The organism is Muriicola soli (assembly GCF_004139715.1).
GTDB lineage: Bacteria > Bacteroidota > Bacteroidia > Flavobacteriales > Flavobacteriaceae > Muriicola > Muriicola soli.
This window is the reverse complement of sequence record NZ_CP035544.1, coordinates 1,317,764-1,340,898: the sequence shown is the minus strand read 5'-3', so window position 1 is coordinate 1,340,898 and position 23,135 is coordinate 1,317,764. Positions and strand designations below refer to the sequence as shown.

At 42.6% G+C, this 23,135-nt stretch carries 17 protein-coding genes; 11 read left to right on the top strand and 6 right to left on the bottom strand.

Annotated elements, in window-relative coordinates:
* Positions 1 to 15 precede the first annotated feature (15 nt).
* Entirely contained in the window at positions 16 to 1,080 is a 1,065-nt protein-coding gene (gene aroC, locus EQY75_RS05955) for a chorismate synthase (protein ID WP_129603733.1), read from the bottom strand.
* A gap of 222 nt (positions 1,081 to 1,302) precedes the next feature.
* Here aroC and EQY75_RS05950 point away from each other — a divergent pair, with 222 nt between their 5' ends.
* Entirely contained in the window at positions 1,303 to 2,151 is an 849-nt protein-coding gene (locus tag EQY75_RS05950; RefSeq protein ID WP_165200539.1) for a UDP-2,3-diacylglucosamine diphosphatase, read from the top strand.
* Here the strand turns inward: EQY75_RS05950 and EQY75_RS05945 are convergent, their stop codons facing one another.
* Positions 2,152 to 5,073: an FAD-binding and (Fe-S)-binding domain-containing protein gene (locus tag EQY75_RS05945; RefSeq protein WP_129603728.1), complete on the bottom strand. Its 2,922-nt coding sequence runs from the start codon at positions 5,071 to 5,073 to the stop codon at positions 2,152 to 2,154.
* A 95-nt stretch (positions 5,074 to 5,168) separates the two neighbouring features.
* Here EQY75_RS05945 and EQY75_RS05940 point away from each other — a divergent pair, with 95 nt between their 5' ends.
* A complete protein-coding gene (locus EQY75_RS05940) occupies positions 5,169 to 5,651 on the top strand; it encodes a hypothetical protein (RefSeq protein ID WP_129606993.1) in 483 nt (160 codons plus the stop codon).
* Positions 5,652 to 5,749: 98 nt separating this feature from the next.
* Positions 5,750 to 6,859 (top strand): TlpA disulfide reductase family protein, encoded by a 1,110-nt coding sequence (locus EQY75_RS05935; protein WP_129603726.1) that lies wholly within the window; start codon positions 5,750 to 5,752, stop codon positions 6,857 to 6,859.
* 72 nt (positions 6,860 to 6,931) lie between these two features.
* Here EQY75_RS05935 and EQY75_RS05930 read toward each other — a convergent pair whose 3' ends face one another.
* Positions 6,932 to 8,578, bottom strand: coding sequence for an LVIVD repeat-containing protein (locus tag EQY75_RS05930; protein ID WP_129603724.1), 1,647 nt, complete (start codon positions 8,576 to 8,578; stop codon positions 6,932 to 6,934).
* A 143-nt stretch (positions 8,579 to 8,721) separates the two neighbouring features.
* Complete coding sequence (locus tag EQY75_RS05925; RefSeq protein ID WP_129603721.1) at positions 8,722 to 9,369, bottom strand: rhomboid family intramembrane serine protease; 648 nt, start codon at positions 9,367 to 9,369, stop codon at positions 8,722 to 8,724.
* Between the two features lie 59 nt (positions 9,370 to 9,428).
* Here EQY75_RS05925 and EQY75_RS05920 point away from each other — a divergent pair, with 59 nt between their 5' ends.
* Positions 9,429 to 10,310 carry a lysophospholipid acyltransferase family protein gene (locus EQY75_RS05920; RefSeq protein WP_129603719.1) on the top strand — a complete coding sequence of 294 codons (882 nt, stop codon included), beginning with the start codon at positions 9,429 to 9,431 and terminating at the stop codon, positions 10,308 to 10,310.
* Between the two features lie 6 nt (positions 10,311 to 10,316).
* Here EQY75_RS05920 and glmM read toward each other — a convergent pair whose 3' ends face one another.
* Complete coding sequence (glmM, locus tag EQY75_RS05915; protein ID WP_129603716.1) at positions 10,317 to 11,702, bottom strand: phosphoglucosamine mutase; 1,386 nt, start codon at positions 11,700 to 11,702, stop codon at positions 10,317 to 10,319.
* Between the two features lie 72 nt (positions 11,703 to 11,774).
* On the opposite strand from glmM, the gene EQY75_RS05910 reads away from it, so the two are divergent.
* From EQY75_RS05910 to EQY75_RS05900, 3 genes are read left to right on the top strand one after another with little or no spacing between them, the layout of a single operon-like run.
* Positions 11,775 to 12,368, top strand: coding sequence for an acyl carrier protein phosphodiesterase (locus tag EQY75_RS05910; protein ID WP_129603714.1), 594 nt, complete (start codon positions 11,775 to 11,777; stop codon positions 12,366 to 12,368).
* A gap of 6 nt (positions 12,369 to 12,374) precedes the next feature.
* Positions 12,375 to 14,102 carry a gamma-glutamyltransferase gene (ggt, locus tag EQY75_RS05905; RefSeq protein WP_425462153.1) on the top strand — a complete coding sequence of 576 codons (1,728 nt, stop codon included), beginning with the start codon at positions 12,375 to 12,377 and terminating at the stop codon, positions 14,100 to 14,102.
* Positions 14,103 to 14,126: 24 nt separating this feature from the next.
* Positions 14,127 to 14,834 (top strand): hypothetical protein, encoded by a 708-nt coding sequence (locus tag EQY75_RS05900; protein WP_129603712.1) that lies wholly within the window; start codon positions 14,127 to 14,129, stop codon positions 14,832 to 14,834.
* Here the strand turns inward: EQY75_RS05900 and EQY75_RS05895 are convergent.
* Positions 14,831 to 15,586, bottom strand: coding sequence for an XRE family transcriptional regulator (locus EQY75_RS05895; RefSeq protein ID WP_129603710.1), 756 nt, complete (start codon positions 15,584 to 15,586; stop codon positions 14,831 to 14,833). The two genes, EQY75_RS05900 and EQY75_RS05895, sit on opposite strands and share 4 nt — an antisense overlap.
* Before the next feature lie 167 nt (positions 15,587 to 15,753).
* On the opposite strand from EQY75_RS05895, the gene EQY75_RS05890 reads away from it, so the two are divergent.
* From EQY75_RS05890 to EQY75_RS05875, 4 genes are all read left to right on the top strand, one after another.
* Complete coding sequence (locus tag EQY75_RS05890) at positions 15,754 to 16,452, top strand: TIGR03915 family putative DNA repair protein (protein WP_129603708.1); 699 nt, start codon at positions 15,754 to 15,756, stop codon at positions 16,450 to 16,452.
* A gap of 159 nt (positions 16,453 to 16,611) precedes the next feature.
* A complete protein-coding gene (uvrA, locus tag EQY75_RS05885) occupies positions 16,612 to 19,461 on the top strand; it encodes an excinuclease ABC subunit UvrA (RefSeq protein WP_129603705.1) in 2,850 nt (949 codons plus the stop codon).
* Between the two features lie 55 nt (positions 19,462 to 19,516).
* Entirely contained in the window at positions 19,517 to 20,203 is a 687-nt protein-coding gene (locus EQY75_RS05880; RefSeq protein WP_129603703.1) for an LOG family protein, read from the top strand.
* Between the two features lie 7 nt (positions 20,204 to 20,210).
* Positions 20,211 to 23,045, top strand: a complete 2,835-nt coding sequence (locus EQY75_RS05875; protein WP_246020033.1) for a gluzincin family metallopeptidase — start codon at positions 20,211 to 20,213, stop codon at positions 23,043 to 23,045.
* The last annotated feature ends 90 nt before the right edge of the window (positions 23,046 to 23,135 follow it).

The following is a 23,135-nucleotide window of genomic DNA, read 5'->3' as shown; positions in this document are numbered from 1 at the left end:
CCTTCAATTCGCATGCTAACTTTTTATAGTTCGATTCAGCAATTCAAAATCTGCGAGCACCAGGGCTGCCATCGCCTCTACTATTGGCACCGCTCTGGGAACCACACAGGGATCATGCCTTCCCTTGCCTTTGGTCTGCACCGTTTCCCCCTTTTTATCAATAGTCTCATAAGGCTGAATCAAGGTGGCCACGGGTTTGAAAGCAACATTGAAATAGATATCCATACCATTGCTTATTCCGCCCTGTACGCCACCGCTGAAATTGGTTTTAGTGGTACCGTCCGACTTATAAGCATCGTTGTGTTCGCTTCCTTTCATTCTGACACCGTCGAAACCACTGCCGTATTCAAAACCTTTTACGGCATTGATAGAGAGCATTGCCTTGCCCAACTGAGCGTGCAACTTATCAAATACAGGTTCCCCAAGACCAATAGGTACATTTTGTATCACTCCTGTAATGACTCCTCCAATGGTGTCGCCTTCTTTGCGTACCTCCCGAATATGAGCTTCCATCTCAGCGGCGGTTGCCGGATCAGGACAGCGAACGGGATTTGTTTCGGTTAGGGACAGATCAAGTTCCTGATAGGGTTTATTTAAAGTAATACTTCCAACTTGTGAGACGAAAGCATTAAATTTCAAATTACTAAGAAATTGTTTGGCTATTGCTCCTGCTACTACTCTGCAGGCTGTCTCCCTTGCCGAACTTCGGCCTCCTCCGCGGTAGTCGCGAATGCCGTATTTCTTGTCATAGACGTAGTCTGCATGTGATGGCCTGTAGGAATCCTTAATGTGGTCGTAGTCGCCAGATTTCTGATTGCTGTTGAAGATCACAAAACCGATTGGAGTTCCTGTTGTTTTTCCTTCGAAAACTCCTGAGAGGAACCGAACCTGATCGGCCTCCTTTCTTTGGGTAACGATGGCAGACTGACCCGGCTTTCTCCTGTCCATTTCCTGCTGAATTGCTTCCAGGTTGAGTTGCAGATTAGGCGGACAGCCTTCTAATATTCCTCCGATGGCTTCGCCATGTGATTCTCCGAAAGTAGTGAGCTTAAAAAGAGTTCCGAATGTATTGCCGGCCATGAATTGAGGTTTAGATTCCTGCTTCTGATGGCCCTGGCCATCATATGGGATCCAAAGATAGGCGTAATCCAATTTGTAGCCAAAACAGATAGTCTCTTAATCTACACTTAACCTTACATTGAATACTTAATTTTAAATTAACTTATTGAGGCCTAATGCCAACGATTTCTTTGCATTCATTTTTCATATTAAAAATAATTTTGCTGAATAAAAGGAGAAGAGTTGAAGAAACGCATACTTGAGGTCGTTGTTATTTCAGATTTAAATCTGGGAACACCGGAATGCCAGGCAAAAGAGCTATTGGTTTACCTGAGTAGTATCAAACCCAAAATCCTTGTACTCAATGGAGATATTATAAGCGGGCAGGAGAGCGACTTAAATGAATTTCCCCCTAGCCACGCCAGAGTCCTCAAAAAACTTCAATTATTGTCTTTAGAAGGAACAAAGATCTACTATCTCAAAGGGGATCAGGATGAGTTTTTGAGAAAATCTAAAAACAATATCCCGGGTAACTTCACAATTGACAAAGAACTTTTTCTTCAACTTGACGGTAAAAAAACCTGGATCTTGCACGGAGATGTCTTCGATGCTCCTTCTAAGTTAACGCAGCGGATAAGGCATTCTTGGAAGAAGGGTCTCGACGTCCTTTTTGCTTTTAGGGAATCAAAAAAACCCTACTTAAGACAAGAGAATGCTACTGTTATTTCGCCTGTACTGTATAAACCCATCAATAACCCTGAGCGGACATCTGAGTGTCATTTGGAACGAAAAGCAGCAGAGCGGGCTATAAAGAAAGGTATTGACACGGTTATATGCAGTCATAACCACCAGCCTAAAAAGGCATTATATAAAAATCACAGTGGGCAGTGCTTGTATCTCAACTCGGGGGATTGGATGACCCACCTTAGCGCTTTAGAATACACTTTTAAGAGATGGAAGCTGTATAGTTTTAAACGAGATAAACTCACGGCGTTCTACGGAGATGAAGCACTCAAAGATCTCACGCTTTCTGAGCTCCACAAAGATTTTTGGAACCGGGCAGAGCAAAACAAGCAGAGGACGGCCTCTTAGTTAGCTATTTTTCAACGCTCGATTTAGGATGCTGACGGGATGATATGAGTCGCGGTGGGTGCCATCCTTAATCTGATGCCTGCAACTTGTTCCATTAGCCGCAATCAAGGTTTCTTTATCCGCCTTTTTAACAGAGGGAAAGAGTTTCAGGTCTCCTATTTGCATACTGAGGGCATAGTGTTCTTTCTCATAACCAAAAGAACCTGCCATGCCGCAGCATCCGCTGGGAATAATGGTAACCTTGTAATTCAGGGGTAAATTCAACATATCAAAGGTCACCTTTTGATTAGATAGTGATTTTTGATGACAGTGCCCGTGAATTTTTACAGTCTTTGAATCCAAAGTAAAATCCTCATGGGTGATTTTTCCTTTGTCTATCTCCCGGGAAATAAACTCCTCTATCAACATGCTGCCTGCCGAAAGTGAGTTCACTTTAGCCTTATCCAAATGAAACCGATGGTACTCATCACGGAAGCTGAGAATGGCAGAGGGTTCCAGGCCTACAATGGGAATATTTTTTTCAGTATAGGCCGATAATGCCGCCAGATTCGTTTTCGCAAGTGCTTGGGCCTGCCGCAGAAATCCCTTTGAAATGTAGGTTCGGCCACTTTCTCCAAAATACAGTTCAATCTCATACCCCAGGGAATGCAAGAGGTCTATTGCATCTTTCCCCACTTCCGTATCCAGGTATCGGGTAAATTCATCAATGAACAATACCAATTTACCTTTAGCGGAATCTGTTGGCGTTTTTGCTTTCAAATAGCCGGCAAAATCGAACTTTTTCGCAAGAGGTATACTGCGTTCTTCTGCTATTCCTGAGGCCTTCTTAATGAGTTGCCCAATAAATCGATTCGTTAAAACTGCACTGCTTAGGTTCGGAAATCTGGAAGCCCATTTATTGGCCTTGGTATTATGCGCGAATAGTCGGCTTCGCATTGAATATCCGTGTTTTTCCTGGTATTGGTATGAAAATTCTGATTTCAGGGTGGCCACATCCACATTGCTGGGGCACTCACTACCACATGCCTTGCAACTGAGACACAAATCGAAGACCTCCTTTAATTCTTCAGCATCGAATTTATTTTCCTTATCGTTATGTGTGAGTATTTCCCTCAGAACATTGGCTCGGCCTCGGGTAGTGTCCTTTTCATTCCTTGTTGCGTGGTAACTTGGACACATTCCCCCACCGGCATGTTCTGTTTTGCGGCAATCCCCGCTGCCGTTACACTTTTCTGCAGCTTTGAGTATCCCTTCGCTGTCGCTGAAATCGAGCAGGGTTTCAATCTGAGGTTCCTCCCTGTCCACCTCGTATCTCAAAGAGGTATCCATTGGGTAAGGATCTACGATCTTGCCGGGGTTAAAAATATTTAATGGATCAAAAACGCTTTTTACTTTTCGCAATACTTTGTAATTCTCTTCCCCGATCATCAGTGGAATAAACTCGGCTCTAACAATTCCATCGCCATGCTCGCCACTAAATGACCCCCTGTACTTCTTGGTCAGATGAGCAACTTCTGTTGTTATTTTCCTGAAAAGCTTTACGTCTTCCTTTTGTTTGAGATTTAATATAGGGCGAAGGTGCAATTCCCCCGCTCCTGCATGGGCATAGTAGACCGCTTCCTGTTTGTACTGCCGCATGATCTCACTGAACTCCCCAATAAAGTCTTTCAGATCCTCCAGCGCTACCGCAGTGTCCTCGATGCAGGCCACAGCCTTCCTGTCCCCTACCATATTTCCCAACAGCCCTAAGCCCGCCTTACGAAGTTCCAGGGCGCTCTTGATCTGATCTCCATACAAAACGGGGTTTGCATAACTTTTTGCTGAGGCCTCAATGGTTGCTGTAAGTTCCAGGAGTAGCCTGTCTAGGCCTTCCTCTGTTTCAGATCGTACTTCAAGCATCAGCAAAGCAGCAGGATCTCCCTCGACAAAAAAACGGTTGGCCTGGTGGGTTTTATTGTGTTTAGTACAATCGAGAATCACCTTATCCATCATCTCACAAGTGTGCAACTGATGTTTCATCACAGGAGCTACATCGGCAAGGCATGCTTCCAGGGTAGAATAATGCGTCACTACCATGGCAGATTTTGCCGGCGGCAGTGGGTCTAATTGCAAGGTGATTTCGGTAGTAAAAGCAAGGGTGCCTTCGCTTCCGCTGAGGAGCTGACACAGATTTATTTCAGGCTCAGCACCCAAAAAAAGCTCATGCCTCAAAAGTGAATCAAGGGCATAACCCGTGTTGCGCCTGTGGATACTTTCTTTGGGAAACTCTTTCCGAATGTTAGACTGTATCTCTTTATCAGACAATAGGTTATATAACTCCTTATAGATATTTCCTTCAAGTGAGTCTAGCGTAGTCTTACCATGGAATTCTTCTGCTTTTAGCTTCCTGAATTCAACTTCAGTACCGTCGGAAAGCACTGTCTTAAGGGCAACTACTTTATCCCTGGTAACCCCGTATTGAATGGAAGTAGTACCACTGGAGTTATTGCCCACCATCCCCCCTATCATACAACGATTTGAAGTGGAAGTATTAGGACCAAAAAAAAGACCGTGCTCTTGTAGATATGAATTGAGTTCATCCCGAATCACACCCGGCTGTACAGTAACCTGTTTTTTGGTAAGGTCCAGATCCAGGATTTTTGTAAAGTGCTTTGAAACATCTACAACGATTCCTTCTCCCACGCACTGTCCGGCAAGTGAAGTTCCGGCGGTTCTGGGAATTATACCAAGCTGGTGCTTAGCTGAGAATCGTATTAGTTTCCTGAGATCTTCGGTGTTTTTTGGAAAGGCTACCGCAGATGGAATTTTTCTGTAAACGGAAGCATCCGTGGCATACAAATTCCTCGTAAGTATGTCTGAATGAAATGAGCCGTCTAATGATTGTGCTATTTCGTGAAAAGGGATTGCAGGCAAAGATGTCATATTTTGAAGTTCTAAAATTAAGTTATTCTTAACACAAGAACCTCTTGCAATCCTTAATTTTAACAACTAAATACTATAACTATGAAGATTATCAAATTAGCTCTATTCTTTTTCTAACAGCGACCCTGGCTGTAAGTGCACAGTCTATTTCAGATCATGCTCTCGGCCTGAGACTGGGTGACAGTGATGGATTTGGTGCAGAAATATCCTACCAAAAGTCTATTTCCCGTGCAAACCGGTTAGAAATTGATTTGGGATGGCGTGATAGCAGGAATTTTGACGCATTTAAGCTTACCGGGGTATACCAGTGGGTACAGCCCTTAGATGGTAATTTTAATTGGTTTTACGGTGTAGGTGGCGGACTCGGAAGTGTAGACTTTTCGGCAGGTTCCAACGGTGAGGTCCCTGATGGCGGACTCTTCCTATTCGGAGCGGGAGTCATAGGAATTGAATACAATTTTGACATCCCTTTGCTGATTTCACTAGACTTCCGACCTGAGATTGGCCTGGTAGGTTATGATGATTTCTCTGATAATTTTGATTTCGACATTGCCCTTGGCCTTAGATATCAGTTCTAAATAAAGATTTAACTTCTCTTAAGCCCTTAATCATAAGCCTGTGTTAAGGGCTTTTTTATTGGAGCTCTAATCTCTACCTTTGGCGAAAATTTGAAGACATGAAGAAATTTCTGATTCCTTTAGCTATTGTATTGCTAATCGCAGCCTGTAACGAAAGCTATGATGGATATATAATTGAAGGATCTGTCGAAGGTGAGAATACGGAAGGCACAGAACTCACCCTGAGAAAGTATGGCGAGAACAACCAGTTGATTACAATAGACTCAGCTAAAGTCAAAGAGGGGTCATTTGTATTCAAAGGCAGTCCTGTTGAGAGTCCCGAACTCCATTATATTTTCTTCGGCCGTGGACAGGAGAACATACCTGTTATCGTAGAAAATGGTGAGATTGAAATCAAAGCACAAAGGGATAGCCTGAGTTTCGCCAAGATTGGAGGAACCCTTCAGAATGAGCTGTTCTATGATTTCCTCAAAGGATCAAGGGTCCTGAGCAGGAAAGCGTCTTCTATGAATCAGGATATGCGAGTTGCACAGGGCAACAGGGATACGGTAAGCATGAATGCTCTTAGGGAAGAATATTTTGAGCTGATGGATGAGGCAAAGGGATACGAATTGGATTACGTAAAGGAGAACCCAAATGCCGTGGTTTCTGCACTCATCATCTACAGAATACTCTCTACCAAGGCTAAGCCAAACACAGAAGTTCAGGAACTCTTCGATGCGCTAACTCCTGAAATAAAAACGAGCAAGGCTGGGTTAAAGATCAAGGAAACACTGGAGAATGAAGCCAATACCTCAATTGGATCAAAAGCACCTAATTTTACAGCTCCAACACCTGCAGGTGATGCACTTGCACTAAATGATGTATTGGGAAAAGTGACGATTGTAGATTTCTGGGCAGCCTGGTGCAAGCCATGCAGGGCAGAAAATCCCAATATTGTTAGAGTGTATGACAAGTATAAAGATAAAGGGCTGAGTATTCTGGGAGTTTCTCTGGACAGAAATGCTGATGACTGGAAAAAAGCCATAGAGGTTGACGGACTCAATTGGCACCATGTTTCAAATGTGCAATTCTTTGATGAAATTGCCAGGTTGTACAATGTCGATGCTATTCCTGCTTCATTTATCCTCGATGAGAAAGGGGTAATTGTAGCTAAAAATTTAAGAGGCCCTGCTCTGGAACAGAAGATTGGTGAACTGCTGCAGTAAGTTCAACAACGAGCTAAAATATAAAAACCCTGATGTTAAGGCATCAGGGTTTTTTATTAGAATCCTGTTGTTTCAAAACTTATTCCTTACATCCAGAAAGGTTCCAAGAACAGTTGCATCTTCGTCTATGTCTACATCTCCAAATATATTTACCACAGAATCATCACCGATAAATTCTAAGGTAGCCCCTTCTTTGAGTTCGAGGTCGCCATATATGGTGAGGTTACCTTCAATTCTAAGGGTTGCTCCCTGTTCTACCTCGATTTTCTTTCGCCTATTGTTCCTCCCAACAGTTAATGATCCGTTCATTTCGAGTAAGGCATTCTCTTTTATATCCACATCATTACTTACCGTCCAGGTACCACACATCAGGAGTTCCCCTTCTACCTTAATGGAATTAAAACTCTTGGCTCCGCTGAAGGCGATGTCATCACCTTCGTTAATTACTAACTTGCTCGATCCATCGTATTCAATAAGCGAAGAACACTGCGCGGCTAGACTCAAGGATAAGCGATTTAACTTGATGATTTGCATACCTTCATCTCCGGAAGCCGCAAAAGCATAATCGCCCCGAGTTTGAACAAAGTTGATTGACCCATTCAATTGTATCACTCCATAGGGCTTGGTTAAATCTCCTTCGTCATCCGAAACAGACAAACCTGCTCCCCCATTGGCCATGAATACCATGTCCTCATTGATGGCCACAGCATTATTTACTACATCCCCTGAGGGTGGATTCAAGGGATCACTTATGATAGGAATATATTGCAGGAGCGTTCCGGAATCGTATGAGTAAACACCGGCTCCTTTTGCGCCTTCGGCTACAATGATCTTGTCTTCAACAAAATCTATAGTTCTCTTGGTATATTGCCCAAAATCTGTGTCGATTGAAATTTCATCTTTTTCTTTGAGGTTGTCGTCAAGGACACGAATTCCTATGCTGGCATCCAGGACCGCCACACGGTTACCGAATATCGCCAATGATCTGAGATCACTATAGCTCTCCTCTTTTTTAACCTCAAGGTCTTTGGTATCGTAAATCGTAATACTTCCATCTTTACCGCTAGTCACATAGGCTTCTTTGTCGTCTATTACAATGTCCGTTGCATTATCTCCGGGCTGAAATCCGTAGATCACGCCCGCATCGATATCCATTACCCCACTAAAAACGGGGATCTTGGTAATAAAGGAATTTGTTAAAGCTGTAAATGAAGCTGTTGCATCCAGACCTCCTACGGCGTATAAAAAGCCATTTTTAAATTGCAGGGAATTAATATCTGCATTGGTATAGATTACCCTGGACGTGAGTGTGGGATTATTGGGGTCATTAACATCCACAATGTCAATGGCTCCGGCATAATCATCTCCTGCCGTATTATAGGCTACATAGGCAAAATCATCTTCCACAAAAACATGTGCCGCTGTAAGAGCGTTGATACCGCTATAAGTTGGAGGATTCACTTGTCCTATCAGGACCATTGGATAATTTCCTGCCAGCTCATCCATTGCTTTTGAGCTGCGTTTACCGGAATAATTTTCGTCAACACTGATCTCAAGTACCCCGGCATTTTCAAACGAAACGCTTCCGGATAGTACAACGGCGTCATTTTCTGCAAGTATATTAGATTGTTGTTCGTCAATGAAGATCGAGGTTTCATCACTACAGGAAACCATAACAAAGAAAGTCGATAGAAATATCAGACGTATTTCTTTTCTCATAAGTAGGTATTTTAAAATGCAGTTTTGGGCACTACATTAACGGCGAAATAACGAAAAAAGTGTGGTGTAATCTAAATTATTAGTCCAGTGGCCATTTTTTGACGGCAGAACCAACAAAACCGGGAATATATTACCCCTGAGGATCAGATTTTCCCCAGCTTTTCAAGTACAAACAAGATGATGATGGGCAACGCCAGTAAAATAACCATAAGGGTATCCGTAACAAACAGTGTTGGCATAAATAGAAGGGTTGTAATGTAGCCTCCAATTGCGCCACCAAAATGGGCGGTATGACCAATGTTCCCCAGCCTTTTTTTCATGCCGTATATGGAATAAAGCATATAGAGTATCCCCAGCACGTAAGCTGGCAGGGGTATGGGTATAAACATAAGTGCCAGCCGCATATCAGGTTGAAGCAAAATTGCAGAATAAAGTATCCCGGTTACTGCCCCACTCGCCCCTACAGCACTGTAATAGGGTTCTTTTTTGTGAAAAAACAGGGCGAGCAGACTTCCTGCTAGCAGACTAACGAAATAGATCAACAGAAATTTGGTGGGGCCAAACCATCTGATCACTACATCTGCAAAGAAGTAGAGGGTAAACATATTCAGGAATAAATGAGAAAGGTCTACGTGCAAAAACCCTGAAGTGACCATCCGGTCTTTCTGCCCGGCCTGAATGGCGCCAATCCCGAATTTATATCGTTCAAAAAATGCCACATCCTTAAATCCCCTGAGTGAGACCACGACATTTGCCGCAATGATGGCCAGAGTTGCCCAATGTAAATTCATATAATTATCCCTGTTTTAAGAGGTGCAAATATAGCTATATTTGCACATAGTTTAAATGCATGCAATTACTGGTATTTCTCCTTGCCTATCCTGTTTTAAGGCTGATATCAATTCTCCCGAAACCTCTTTTTTACGGCTTCTCTGATATCGCTTTTATCCTGATTTTTTATCTCATTCGATATCGAAGGAAAGTGGTACAAAATAATTTACAGCTTGCCTTACCCGAGCTTTCTGAAGAAGAGAGGAAGCGCGTAGAAAAGAAGTTTTATCGCCATTTATGCGACTTGTTTCTTGAAATGGTAAAAACAATGGACCTCTCAAAAACAGAAGTGGCAAAACGATACGAAATTAAGAACATCGAATTGGTTCAAAGTCTTGAAAAAGAGAGAAGTGTGCTGGTACTTTGCACTCATTACGCGAATTGGGAATGGAATACCAGTATTAATAATGTTGTAAGTTCAAAAGGATTTGCCATCTATCAAAAAGTGGGAAACAAATACTTTGACCAGCTGATCAGGAAGATTCGCGCAAAGTGGAATACAGAACCTATAGAACAGAAAAACACGGTAAAACGGATGTATGAAAACGAACGCAACGGCATTCGAGGTGTTTACGGGATTGTGAGTGATCAATCCCCTATGATGAGTAAGGCTCAATACTGGAGTCCGTTTATGGGGATTACCGTACCTATTTTTGTGGGGGCTGAATCCCTGGCCAAAAAATTAGACCTAGCTACCGTTTTTCTCAAGGTATCTAAGGTTAAGCGGGGGTATTATCAGGCAGAATTTATTCCGATTAATGACAAGGGAAGTACTGCAGAAAAGCATGAGATCACTGAAAAATTTCTTCGTCTTGCAGAACAACAGATCAGGGAAAAACCCGAGTACTATCTGTGGACCCACAGGCGGTGGAAACATAAAGACAAGGCCCCAAAGGATTGACCTGCGCTATTGGGAAATGGATCCGATCTCGTCCATAATCCTCTTAGCCAGGGCATCGGCACTATCCTGAGAAGGAGCTTCTGTATACACTCTTATGATAGGCTCTGTATTCGATTTCCGCAAATGCACCCAGGAATCACTAAAATCGATCTTTACCCCGTCAATAGTATTTAAGTCTTCCTCTTTATACCGTTCTGCCATTTGGTGGAGAATCTTATCTACGTCTATTCCTGGCGTTAGTTCGATCTTTTTCTTACTCATAAAATAAGCGGGGTAGCTCTTTTTTAATTCACTTACCTTACCTCCTCTTTCTGCCATCAGCATCAGGAACAAGGCCGTCCCCACAAGAGCATCGCGGCCGTAATGACTCTCAGGATAGATAATTCCCCCGTTGCCTTCTCCACCAATTACCGCATTGGTCGCTTTCATTTGTGCTACCACGTTTACCTCACCAACAGCTGCCGCAGTATACGTCCCTCCGTGTTTTTGAGTAACGTCCCTTAGGGCACGTGTAGAAGAGAGATTAGAAACCGTATTGCCCTTTGTTTTACTTAAGACATAATCTGCGCAGGCTACAAGAGTGTATTCCTCCCCAAACATTTCTCCGTCTTCGGATATAAATGCCAGACGATCCACGTCTGGGTCCACAACAATACCAAAGTCGGCTTTTTCCTTTACCACCAATTCACATATGTCTTTCAGGTGTTCTTTCAGGGGCTCCGGGTTGTGTGGGAAATGACCGGTTGGGTCGCAATAGAGCTCTATTACCTCTACCCCAAGCTCCTTTAAGAGCATTGGCATCACTATTCCTCCCGAAGAATTTACCCCGTCTACAACTACCTTAAAGCCAGATTTGGCTATGGTATCCTTTTCAATCAGAGATAAATTGAGCACTTCATCAATATGAATATCCATATAGGAATCATTTGCAGTAAGTTCCCCTAAATGGTCAACTTCAGAAAAATTAAAATCTTCCTCCTCAGCCAGGTTTAATATTAGTTCGCCTTCTGCTGCATTCAGGAATTCACCTTTGGCATTGAGTAATTTTAACGCATTCCACTGTTTGGGATTATGACTGGCGGTCAGGATAACACCCCCGTCTGCCTTTTCAAGAGGAACGGCAATTTCTACCGTGGGGGTTGTGGAAAGTCCGAGATCAATCACGTCAATTCCCATCCCCAGTAATGTATTTACCACCAGGGCCTGAATCATCTCCCCTGAAATTCGGGCATCTCTGCCAATGACTACTTTGAGATCTTTTTTCTCCACTTGTTGCCTGAGAAAGGCTCCGTAGGCTGCAGCAAATTTTACAGCATCAACAGGAGTTAAATTAGTGCCTGGTTTCCCCCCTATGGTGCCACGAATGCCTGATATGGATTTGATTAGTGTCATATTGTCTGAAAAGTTTTTGCAAATATAATGGTATAGGTTAGTTTCCTAGGCCCTTCTTTGTAAATTCGAGCGATGAATTTTCTAGCTCATATATATTTGTCATTCGACGATGAAGAGATCAGTCTGGGGAATTTCATCGCTGATAGCATCAGGGGCAATCGCTTTAGCCATTTTCCTGAACGAATTCAGAAGGGAATAATTCTACACAGAGCAATTGACACCTACACCGATGCCCATCCCACACACAGACGCAGCAGCAAACGTCTACATCCCACCCAGGGACACTACAGCCGTGTGGTCGTCGATGTTTTTTACGATCATTTTCTGGCTAAAAACTGGGAAGTGTATTCAAAAGAAGACTTAAGGGCTTATGCTGAGCAGTTTTACAAATTATTAAAGGACAACTACCCAATTCTTCCCGAGCCCACCAAACACTTAATGCCCTACATGATCAGGGACAATTGGTTGTACAATTATGCATCAATTGAAGGAATCGATCGGGTTCTCAATGGATTGTTCAGAAGGACAGGCAAGAAAAGCAGGATGAACAAGGCAGTAAAAGACCTGGAAATGCACTATGATCTTTTTGAATCCGAATTCACCGACTTTTTTGAAGATTTAATTATCTTTTCCCGGGAGAAATTGAATTCCCTCAATAAACATTGATGCCCTATGACCGATATATCCAATTCTAAAAGTAGAATTATTTTTAGGCCGATGCTGTTCGCAGCCTTGTCGTTGCTGCTCGTAACAGGTATCAGTTGTCGCAAGTCCCCTGCTTCACCCACCGGATTGGTTACCGAAAAAGCCATGGTAGTTTCGGCACGGGAAGAGGCCTCAGCAATAGGCGTGGAAATTTTACGGGAAGGTGGTAACGCTTTTGATGCCATGGTTGCCACAGAACTCGCCCTGGCCGTAGCCTATCCCTATGCAGGAAACCTGGGCGGAGGAGGTTTTATGGTTTACAGAAAATCAAATGGTGATGTGGGTGCACTTGACTATAGAGAGAAGGCACCTCTTTCAGCTACTGCGGATATGTACCTCGATTCACTGGGAAATGTTATCCCGGGACTAAGTACCAGGGGAGCAACTGCGGTTGGAGTCCCAGGAACCGTTGCAGGGGTCTTTGAAGTTCATGAAAAAATGGGCAGCCTGCCATTGGAGAAGTTACTTGAACCTGTCATTGCCCTTGCAGAAAGAGGGGTTATTGTGACTGAGAATCAGGAAAACCGATTGGAGCGATACCGGGATCAAATCATAGAAATAAGTGGGGAAGAAACCTTCTTTTTTACTAAGTGCCGCGTTGGTGATACTCTTAAATACCCAAGTCTGGCCAATACACTCAGACGAATAAAAAACAATGGCCGGGATGAATTTTACAAGGGGGAAACGGCTAAAAAACTAGCTGCATTTATCCAGGAAAGAGGAGGATATCTCACAGAGGAAGATCTTGCAAAATACCAGGCGGTCTGGAGACAACCGGTCATATTTAATTACAAAGACCTTCGTATCATTAGTATGAGTCCGCCCAGCAGTGGCGGTGTGACGATCAATCAGATTTTTAAAATGATCGAACCTTATGATATTGGTGACTACGAGCATAATTCGGGGGAAGCGATACAACTCTTAACAGAATCGTTTCGGCGTGCCTATGCCGATAGGAATTTTTATTTGGGGGATCCCGACTTTGTGGAGATTCCACTCGATTTCTTGCTTAAAGAAGATTATCTGCATCAGCGTATGTCAGATTTCACATTTGATAAAGCCACTAAATCAGAATCCGTCTCTCACGGCACCGTGGAGATCCTTGAGAGCGCCGAAACCACACATTATTCAATCGTAGATGAAATGGGAAATGCAGTATCGGTGACCACAACCCTCAACGGAGCTTATGGCTCTAAACTTTATTGTGATGAGCTCGGCTTTTTCCTGAATAATGAAATGGATGATTTTAGTTCTAAACCCGGGACGCCAAATATGTTTGGCCTTATCGGAGCGGAAGCGAATAGTATTGCGCCGGAGAAGAGAATGTTGAGCAGTATGACTCCCACCATTGTGGAAAAAGATGGCAAGCTTTGGCTGGTAGTGGGTACTCCGGGAGGTTCCACGATAATCACTGCAGTAGCCCAGACCATTTTGAATACCTATGAGTTCAACCTAAGTATGCAAGAGGCTGTGGAGGCACCCAGGTTTCACCACCAGTGGCTCCCTGACTATATTATTTTTGAACCTGATGGATTCCCTGAAGAAACTAAGGAATTTCTGAGGTCTAAAGGATATTTGATCAATGAAGAAAGAACGCCTGTTATAGGCAAAGTAGATGCTATCAGGATATTGCCTGACGGAAGAATGGAAGGTGGAGCAGATCCTCGTGGAGATGACACGGCAGTTGGGTATTAACAGGACAGAAAAAAGCAATTGAGTATGGCACTTTGGATTAAACGGGTTCTGGGAGTTCTCCTTTTGATTTTCGCGCTGTTGACAGGAATCCTTTTTGTGTTTTTCAACGAAGACGTCCCTGATGGTCATTCACCTCAGAAGGCTGATGAAATAGCTAATAAAATGCTGAAGTCTTTAAATAATGAGGCATACCAGGATAGTCGTTATCTGGAATGGTCTTACCGCGGAGGCAGGAATAACTACATCTGGGATAAGGAGATGGGAAAAGTAGAAATGAGCTGGGGTGACTATACGGGAGAGATAGATCTGGTGAATCCTTCCAACAGTTCCGTCAAAGAGGGTGAAGAACAAATTCTAGGAGAAGAAAAGGAGAAGCTGGTGAAGGAGGCAATCTCCAATTTCAATAATGATTCATTTTGGCTTGTGGCACCATTTAAAATTTTTGATAAGGGCACCAAAAGAGCTGTCGTTGATCTCGATGATGAAAAAATCGGACTTAAAGTCACTTATACCCTTGGTGGAGATACACCCGGAGATACTTATGTCTGGGAGCTCAACGAGAAATACCTTCCGGAAAGGTTTCGCATGTGGGTACAAATATTGCCTTTAAAGGGGCTGGGGGCTACCTGGGAAGGCTGGGATCTGACAGAGAGCGGTGCACTACTTCCTCAATATCACAAAGTAGGACCTTTGAAACTCGATTTAGGCACGGTTCGAGCCAGAAAAGATTAAGAAGCCTTTAATTGCCTCTTTAATTCCTCCATGGATTGCTGTAACTGACGCAGGAGGCCATTTTCAGTTGTGGCATCAACGCCAAAAGTAATTTTACTACTCACCTGCCACAGCTCCTGGATCTGATAGGGTTCTATTTCATATGGCGGATAGGTCTCATTTAAGGAAATCAAGATCACCTTATTAGTATTGGGTGGACGTTCTATCTTTTTGACCATTACAGAGTCCTGAAGTACTACCACATAAACTTTGTTGGTGTTTACCTCGCTTAAATCTTCTACTGCCTTTGCAAGTACCCATTCTCCGGGCTTTAGATTAGGGAGCATGCTGTCTCCTTCTACCTGAAATCCCCTGTAGGTCGCATTGCGGAACTCGGGAATCGGCAAATCAAATGCCGGCAATTGTCTATACCAGCTGGTGTCGTGAATGTTCTGTGGGTAACCGGCTGCTGCCTTGGCATTAACCAAAACCATATTTTCCCTGTCCGAGCTATCAACGGTTACCACTTTAGGAATGACACTGGTGTTAGAGGCTTCTATGTACTGTTGCTCACTCTCTCCGTAGAGCCAAAGAGGATTTATTTTAAACTGTTTTAATAGGTTGGCGACTACCTTTCCTGAAAGTTTTGTCCGCCCCCTTTCTATATCGGCTGTAGTATTTGAGACGCCTAACAAAGCAGCAAATTCTGCCTGGGTGTACTCTAATTCGCGTCTTAGATCGGTAAACCTCTTTATGGTAAGTTCATTCTCCATATTGCAATTGTTTTAAAGCCTGAATAATTACTTGGTTCTCTTCAAAGATACTCAAATTGGAATATATCCAAAAATAAATTAGGAATATTTCCATATTATGGAATATATCCATATATTTGGAATATATACCAATAGCATTGATTGACCTATTTTAATACGCAAGGACGATGAAACAAGAATCAGGAATTTATTTGTACGACGGAAGTTTTAACGGGTTTCTTACTCTTTTATTTGAGGTCCGATACCATGGGCTACGCCCCATGGAGATACACAAATTGAATGAGCAACAAGAGGCCTTGTTTCCACAACCCAATTACATTGCCACACGATTAAAGGATGCAAAAACCTTCTGGAATAGTTTAAGAGGCCAGAATTACAGTGCGTTAAAAGCCTTATACTTTGCTTTTTTAAGCGAGGAAGAAAATATCGAAATACAGCTTTATCATTTCTTCTGTGCCTGGCAGAAATTGAACACCAAAGAGAAATCCATGGCCGCAGAGATTAGCCATAAGGAGGTCTACCAACTGGCTGCTTCTGTGGAAAAGGAAAAAAGGGCGATTGAAATTCGTTTAGTCCACAGTGATTTCCCCGGAACTTCCATGGTAAAGCGAATTAAGCCGAAATACAATGTACTACCCTTGATCTCCAGGTATTTCAGGACCAGGTTTAGAGAAGAGGACTGGCTCATCTATGACGTAAAGAGAAAATATGGCCTGCAACATAAAAACGGCAGCCTGGCTTTTATTCATATCAGGCCGGAACAGTTGAGTATTAAAAAGAATGAAATTGAAGCTCAGAAATCGTTTATCCCGGCTTCGCAATTAAATGAAAAGAGGAGAAACCACAGTATGGAAGCCGTGGCCTGAGCCTAACACAGCTCGTGTGATCTCAGTATTTGTATTAGTTTCATAGGAATTTGGTTTTGTGCTTTACACTTTATTTTTTGATGGATTTAACAGGCTTGGGATAAAGCCCACTTCGTTTTTAAGCATCAAAAGAGTACCTTTGCAACTTTGCCCTATTGCATGACGTATTACGAAGAATTTATAGAAGTTAAAGGTGCTCGCGTTCACAATCTCAAAGACATTGACGTTAGTATTCCCAGGGAAAAATTAGTTGTCATTACCGGCTTATCGGGCAGTGGCAAATCCTCTTTGGCCTTTGACACCATTTATGCCGAAGGACAAAGGAGGTATATCGAAACCTTCTCTGCCTACGCCAGACAGTTTTTAGGCGGATTAGAACGTCCTGATGTGGATAAGATCGATGGCCTTTCCCCTGTTATTGCCATTGAACAAAAAACAACTTCTAAATCCCCGCGTTCAACGGTAGGCACGATTACCGAGGTTTATGATTTTCTAAGGTTGCTGTACGCAAGGGCTGCCGATGCATACAGTTATCGTACGGGAGAGAAAATGGTTAGTTACTCTGATGAGCAAATCAGAGCGCTTATACTTTCCACTTTTGCAGGTCAGCGCATCAACATCCTGGCACCCGTAGTTAAGTCTAGAAAAGGGCATTACCGGGAATTATTCGAGCAGATAGCGAAACAGGGCTTTATAAAGGTTCGGGTAGACGGAGAATTGCTCGACCTTCAAAAGGGCATGAAGGTAGATCGCTACAAAACTCACGATATTGAGATTGTAGTAGATCGACTTGCAATAAGTGAAGACGCCGATCTGGAAAAACGACTTGCGGAATCCATTAATACCGCAATGTACAGCGGTAATGATACAATGATGGTATTGGCTGAAGGGGAAACAGAACCACGGTACTTCAGTCGAGACCTCATGTGCCCAACCACCGGAATCTCCTACCCTACTCCTGAACCCAATACATTTTCGTTCAACTCCCCTAAAGGCATGTGTGATGAGTGTAACGGCCTTGGACATACCTACGAAATCAACGAGAAAAAGATCTTTCCCAACACTAAACTTTCCATTGCGGGAGGTGGAATCGCACCCCTTGGTGAATACAAGAAATCCTGGGCTTTTAAGCAACTTGAGACCATTGCCAAACGCTATGAATTTGATCTTAAGGATCCCATTGAAAAAATTCCTGAAGAGGCCATGGACATTATCCTTCATGGGGGGGAGGAACGATTTGTTCTCGATTCGAAATCCCTTGGGGTAAAACGTGATTACACTATCGACTACGAAGGAATTGCTAATTTTATCAAGAGTCAGTTTAGCAGCTCAGATTCGACCTCGATAAAGCGATGGGCAAAAGATTATATGGATAAAATCCAATGTCCTGAATGCAATGGATCAAGGCTGAAAAAGGCTTCCCTTAATTTCAGGATTGGAGAAAAGAATATTGCCGAACTCGCAGCTATGGATATTGCTGAATTGGCAGTATTTTTTAAAGGGCTGCAGAATTCCCTGGAAGGAAATCAGCGGATTATCGCTGAAGAGATTATCAAAGAGATCAGCAGCAGGATACAGTTTTTACTCGATGTGGGTTTAGACTACCTCTCCCTAAGTCGAAGTTCGAAGTCGCTTTCCGGCGGTGAAGCCCAGCGTATCAGGTTGGCAACTCAGATAGGATCTCAGCTGGTAGGGGTTCTGTATATTTTGGATGAACCCAGCATTGGACTACATCAAAGGGATAACGGCCGACTCATAAAATCCCTGGAAGCGCTCCGGGATATAGGAAACTCCATTATTGTCGTAGAACATGACAAGGATATGATTGAAAGTGCCGATCATGTGATCGATATCGGACCCCTCGCCGGGAAACACGGTGGTGAGATCATCTCCGAAGGCCCACCGGCAGAACTCAAACAACATCAAACCCTAACTGCAGACTACCTAAGCGGGAAAAAGGAAATTCCCGTACCTGTAGAGCGAAGAAAAGGAAACGGAAAAAGTATTCTCCTGGAAGGCTGTACCGGAAATAATCTTAAGAATATTACGGCGCGATTCCCCCTTGGGAAAATGATAGGCGTTACAGGCGTGTCGGGAAGCGGAAAATCAACCCTGGTCAACGAAACGCTTTATCCCATAATGAATGCGCATTATTTTAACGGGGTTAAAAAGCCCATGCCGTATAAAAAGATAAGCGGGCTGGAGCATATAGATAAGGTTATCGACATCAATCAATCTCCAATCGGTAGAACCCCTAGATCTAATCCGGCTACCTACACCGGGGTGTTCAGCGAAATACGTGCGCTTTTTACCAAAACACCTGAAGCCGCGATCAGGGGCTATAAACCAGGTCGGTTCAGTTTCAATGTAAAAGGCGGACGTTGCGAAACCTGCCAGGGAGGCGGACTACGAGTTATTGAGATGAATTTTCTGCCTGATGTCTATGTAGAGTGTGAAACCTGCAATGGCAAGCGCTTTAATCGGGAAACCCTTGAAATTCGATACAAGGGGAAATCTATAGCTGATGTACTGGAGATGACCATTGATGAAGCCGTTGATTTTTTCGAAAATATTCCAAAAATCCACAGGAAGTTAAAGACCATTCAGGATGTAGGCCTGGGCTATATTTCCCTGGGACAACAATCAACAACACTATCAGGTGGTGAGGCACAGCGGGTTAAACTCGCAACCGAACTTTCCAAAAGAGATACCGGCAATACCTTCTATATTCTTGATGAACCAACTACCGGCCTACATTTTGAAGATATACGTGTATTGATGGAGGTACTCAATCGCCTGGTTGACAAAGGGAATACCATACTTATTATTGAACACAACATGGATGTGATCAAAATGGTGGATCATATTATCGATATCGGATACGAAGGAGGGCGTGGCGGTGGAGCTATCGTTGCTGAAGGCCTACCAGAGGATGTCGCACTTCATAAAAAAAGTTTTACAGCACAGTTTTTAAAAAAAGAATTGAATCTGGCCGTAAGTCATTCATAATAGTTTTACGACATTTATAATGTGTCGGGTTATAATTCGTTTTAAGAAATAGACAATGAGAAAAGAACAACATCACAAAGGTTGGAATGAGATCAAAACCAATGACTCCTGGGCAATCTTCAAAATTATGGGCGAGTTCGTCAACGGTTTTGAAAAAATGAGTGTAATCGGGCCATGTGTAACTATATTCGGCTCGGCCCGGACCAAGCCAGGGGATACTTTTTACGATCTTGCTGTTTCCATTGCTAAAAGCGTATCAGAAGCAGGCTACGGAATTATTACAGGTGGCGGACCAGGGATCATGGAAGCGGGAAACAAAGGAGCTCATTTGGCCGGCGGAACTTCTGTCGGATTAAATATTGATCTGCCTTTTGAACAGCATGATAATCCCTATATCGACACGGATAAAAGCCTTGATTTTGACTATTTCTTTGTTAGAAAAGTGATGTTTGTGAAATATTCTCAGGGATTTGTCGTCATGCCCGGAGGTTTCGGTACTTTGGATGAGTTATTTGAAGCCGTAACCCTGATTCAAACCAATAAAATTGGTAAGTTTCCCATTATCCTGGTCGGTTCTGATTTCTGGTCAGGCTTGATGGATTGGTTGAAAAACGTCATGCTTGAGGCGAAGAATATCAGTCCGGAAGATCTCGACCTGATCAAAATTGCGGATACGGCGGAAGAAGTTGTAGATATCATAGATGCATTCTACAAAGGGCACACCCTGAGCCCCAATTTTTAAACTATCTATGGAGGTAAAACCCAAAGTTGTATTTCATAGAATTTTCTGCCTGATTGTATTGTTCGGTACATTTTTAGCTTCCGGCCAACATACCAATCTGATACAAGCGGAACTATATCCGGATACCCAAGAAATAGAAATTCAACAGGAGTTTACCTATTTCAATAGTTCTTCCGACACCCTTAAGGTATTGTATTTTAATGATTGGGCACACGCCTATTCCGATAAGAGAACTGCTTTAGCTAAACGCTTTGCAGAGGACTTTAAAAAAAGTCTTCATCTGGCCAAGGAGGAAGAAAGAGGTTCTACCCAAATCTTTGGGATGGCTGATTTTGAGTTCAGAAACCTTTCTTTTAAACGCACTCAGCAAAAGGATCTTATTGAAATTAGTCTGAATAGTCCTCTCCCGCCGGATAGCTCCTTAAAAATATATTTTACATATACCGTAAAGTTGCCACCAAATCGATATACCCCGTATGGATATGATTCCAGGGGTGGATTCTATCTCAAAGATTGGTATTTAACCCCTGCGGTTTACGATGGTTCATGGCAATTGTATTCCAATAAAAATCTCGAGGATTTATATACCGGGATCACCAATACCAATATCACCTTTACCTATCCCAATAGACTATTTCTCGGGACCAACTTTAATGAGGTCAATATCACGTCTTACCCTGCCAAACAGGTGGCAAGCTTAAAAGGTGAAAATCGAAAAAGCTGTGACATTATCCTTAATTCTTCTAATAAGTTTATCAAACACGTCACCCCTTACCTCATTGTGGTAACTGATATCAAATCTCCTAAATACGATGAAATTTCGCAGGGAATCTCAATAAACCGGATTACCAGATACATTCATGAAAACCTGGGTGAATTTCCCTATGAGCAATTGTTGGTGAGTGAAACAGACTTCAATAAGAATCCGCTTTATGGCCTAAATCAGCTCCCTTCCTTTATACGTCCTTACCAGGAACAGTTCCAGTTTGAGATGAAATTCCTGAAGACAGCTATTCTCAGCTATCTGCGGGAAACCATCTTTTTAAATCCACGGAAAGAACAATGGGTTTCCGATGCCATCGTGAATTATCTGATGATTAATTTTGTAGACACCTATTACCCCGACCAGAAACTCCTCGGAAAATTGTCATCGATCTGGCCAATAAGCACCTTCAACCTCGCTCAGATGTCCTTTAATGATCAATATCCCTTCTTATATATGCTAACGGCAAGGAAGAATCTGGATCAACGCCTTACAACACCCAATGATTCCCTGATCAAATTCAACCAGAAAATAGCAAATAACTACAAAGCCGGGTTGGGATTAGCTTATCTCGCAGCCTATACTAGCAAGGAGGAGATAAACGAAAGCATAAAAGAGTTCTACAATACTTACAAATTACAACCCGTTACCCCTTTGGGATTCGAGAAGGTCATACGCTCTAATACATCAAAGGATGTGGATTGGTTTTTTGACACCTATGTCAATACGGATAAGCGAATCGACTTTAAAATTAAAAAAGTCAATAAGACCGAAGATACACTGGAGGTGGTTATAAAAAATAAAAAGGGAACCAATGTTCCGATATCTCTTTTTGGTTTGCGAAATGATACGGTGGTATCGAGTTACTGGTTTTCGAACATTTCTAATCTGGACACCGTGCTCATTCCTAATATACAGGAAGACCGCCTCGTACTTAATTACGACCAGAAAATACCTGAATTTAACCAACGGGATAACTGGAAATCCCTCAGTGGCTTTTTCTCCAGTAACAAAAAGCTAAAACTTCAGTTTTTAAAGGATGCTGAAAACCCTTACTACAATCAGATTTTCTACATGCCCGTAGCAGGTTTCAATGTGTATGACGGAATATCGCCCGGACTCCGGTTTTCTAATAAGACCTTATTGGAAAGACCATTTATATTTACTGCTGCTCCCTCTTTTGCCCTCAAAGAAAAGGCATTGGTAGGAAATGCAGGCCTGAATTACCGTAAATACTTAAGGAAAAGTGGTCTGTATGTGATGAATTTTAGCCTCAACGCTTCCAGTTTCCATTTTCAGACCAATTCCCGATACAGTACCATAACTCCTGCTGTTGGCTTGGGTTGGCGGCCCGATGATTTGATTTCCAATGAGCGCAAATCTCTTGTATTCAGATATGTAAATGTATTGAGGGATATTGATCCTTCCCTTAGCATAGAAACCGATCCGGATTACAGTGTATTCAATCTTCGATATAACCATTACAACAACGGTATTATCAATTTTTTCTCTTGGTTTATTGATGCACAATACTCCACTGATTTCACCAAATTGGCTGTGAATTTTGACTATCGGAAACTCTTTGACAACAATCGACAACTCAATCTGCGGTTTTTTGCAGGGAAGTTTATAAGGAATGAAACCAATTCTGATTTCTTCAGTTTTGCCCTGGACAGGCCCACAGACTATTTATTTGATTATAATTACCTCGGCCGCTCAGAAGAATCAGGAATTACAAGTCAGCAGATCATCATCGCCGAAGGAGGTTTTAAATCTCAGCTTGAAAATCCTTTTGCCAACGACTGGATTGTGACCACCAATGCCAGTTTTAATTTATGGCGCTGGATAGAATTATACGGGGATGTGGGCTATGTAAGAAACCGGGGAATGGATCCAAGGTTTGTTTATGATTCCGGGATCCGACTTAATTTGGTCACTGATTATTTTGAATTGTACTTCCCGCTTCACTCAAATAACGGCTGGGAAATTGCCCAGCCCGATTACGATGAAAAGATCCGATTTGTAGTTACCCTAAGTCCAAAAACACTCATTGGATTGTTTACCCGTAAGTGGTTTTAGTTATTAAAGTATTCTTATTTTTTTTTAAATAAACCTATCTTCTTTTAAAAAATTAATGGATACACAGCAAATTATTGACAAATTGTTAAT

What these genes read in the sequence shown, in the direction of transcription:
- aroC (WP_129603733.1), bottom strand. Translation starts at nt 1,080, where the DNA reads ATGGCCGGCAATACATTCGGAACTCTTTTTAAGCTCACTACTTTCGGA.
- EQY75_RS05945 (WP_129603728.1), bottom strand. Translation starts at nt 5,073, where the DNA reads ATGACATCTTTGCCTGCAATCCCTTTTCACGAAATAGCACAATCATTA.
- EQY75_RS05935 (WP_129603726.1), top strand. Translation starts at nt 5,750, where the DNA reads ATGAAGAAATTTCTGATTCCTTTAGCTATTGTATTGCTAATCGCAGCC.
- EQY75_RS05930 (WP_129603724.1), bottom strand. Translation starts at nt 8,578, where the DNA reads ATGAGAAAAGAAATACGTCTGATATTTCTATCGACTTTCTTTGTTATG.
- EQY75_RS05925 (WP_129603721.1), bottom strand. Translation starts at nt 9,369, where the DNA reads ATGAATTTACATTGGGCAACTCTGGCCATCATTGCGGCAAATGTCGTG.
- EQY75_RS05920 (WP_129603719.1), top strand. Translation starts at nt 9,429, where the DNA reads ATGCAATTACTGGTATTTCTCCTTGCCTATCCTGTTTTAAGGCTGATA.
- glmM (WP_129603716.1), bottom strand. Translation starts at nt 11,702, where the DNA reads ATGACACTAATCAAATCCATATCAGGCATTCGTGGCACCATAGGGGGG.
- EQY75_RS05910 (WP_129603714.1), top strand. Translation starts at nt 11,775, where the DNA reads ATGAATTTTCTAGCTCATATATATTTGTCATTCGACGATGAAGAGATC.
- ggt (WP_425462153.1), top strand. Translation starts at nt 12,375, where the DNA reads ATGACCGATATATCCAATTCTAAAAGTAGAATTATTTTTAGGCCGATG.
- EQY75_RS05900 (WP_129603712.1), top strand. Translation starts at nt 14,127, where the DNA reads ATGGCACTTTGGATTAAACGGGTTCTGGGAGTTCTCCTTTTGATTTTC.
- EQY75_RS05895 (WP_129603710.1), bottom strand. Translation starts at nt 15,586, where the DNA reads ATGGAGAATGAACTTACCATAAAGAGGTTTACCGATCTAAGACGCGAA.
- EQY75_RS05890 (WP_129603708.1), top strand. Translation starts at nt 15,754, where the DNA reads ATGAAACAAGAATCAGGAATTTATTTGTACGACGGAAGTTTTAACGGG.
- uvrA (WP_129603705.1), top strand. Translation starts at nt 16,612, where the DNA reads ATGACGTATTACGAAGAATTTATAGAAGTTAAAGGTGCTCGCGTTCAC.
- EQY75_RS05880 (WP_129603703.1), top strand. Translation starts at nt 19,517, where the DNA reads ATGAGAAAAGAACAACATCACAAAGGTTGGAATGAGATCAAAACCAAT.
- EQY75_RS05875 (WP_246020033.1), top strand. Translation starts at nt 20,211, where the DNA reads ATGGAGGTAAAACCCAAAGTTGTATTTCATAGAATTTTCTGCCTGATT.